Below are 694 nucleotides of genomic sequence, written 5' to 3'. Positions count from 1 at the left end.
GTGCGGATCACCTCGCCCTGCGGCGTGACCACGGTCAGGTTCAACACATTCTCGGCCATCGTGCCATAGCGGACCGCACTGGTGCCCGAGGCGCGGGTGGCGCACATGCCCCCCAAGGTCGCATTGGCGCCCGGGTCGACCGGAAAGAACAATCCGGTGTCGCGCAGCGCGGTATTGAGCGCCTCACGCGTGATCCCGGCCTCGACCGTGCAGTCAAGGTCATCGGTGGAGACCCAGACCACCCGGTTCATCCGCATCATGTCGACCGAAACCCCGCCGCGTACCGCCGCCACATGCGCCTCCAGCGAGGAGCCAAGGCCATGCGCGATCAGCGGCACCTTGGCCTCCGTACAGATCCGGACGATCTGCGCCACCTCGTCGGTCGTCACGGGCCAGACCACGGCATCCGGCAGCTGTGGCAGGTGGTGGGTTTCATGCCCCGCGTGATGGTCACGCTCGCCCGCATTGGTCGAAAGGCGATCCCCCAGCAGCGCGGCAAGGCGGGTGATCACGGCCGGTTCAATCGTCACTGGTCTACCCTTTCATCAAGCGGCACCGGTTCGGCAGAGGGAACCCGCAAAGCCACCATTTGTCATTGAGTGGCGAATGGACCGCCAAGCCAATCTTACCCCAACCGCGCAAAGGCCCACACATCCATCCGCCTGGCGCCTTCCTGCAAGAGGTTGTTTATACA

General features: G+C 64.7%; 1 protein-coding gene. It reads right to left on the bottom strand.

Annotation, left to right across the window (positions count from 1 at the left end; all coding sequences use genetic code 11):
• On the bottom strand, positions 1-530 hold a 530-nt coding region (locus tag AC1DVR_RS23860; protein ID WP_478003106.1), incomplete at its 3' end, for an FAD-binding oxidoreductase.
• Between the last annotated feature and the right edge of the window lie 164 nt (positions 531-694).

Source organism: Rhodobacter sp. P2_H5, from assembly GCF_056403335.1.
This window is presented reverse-complemented; position numbering and strand designations above follow the sequence as displayed.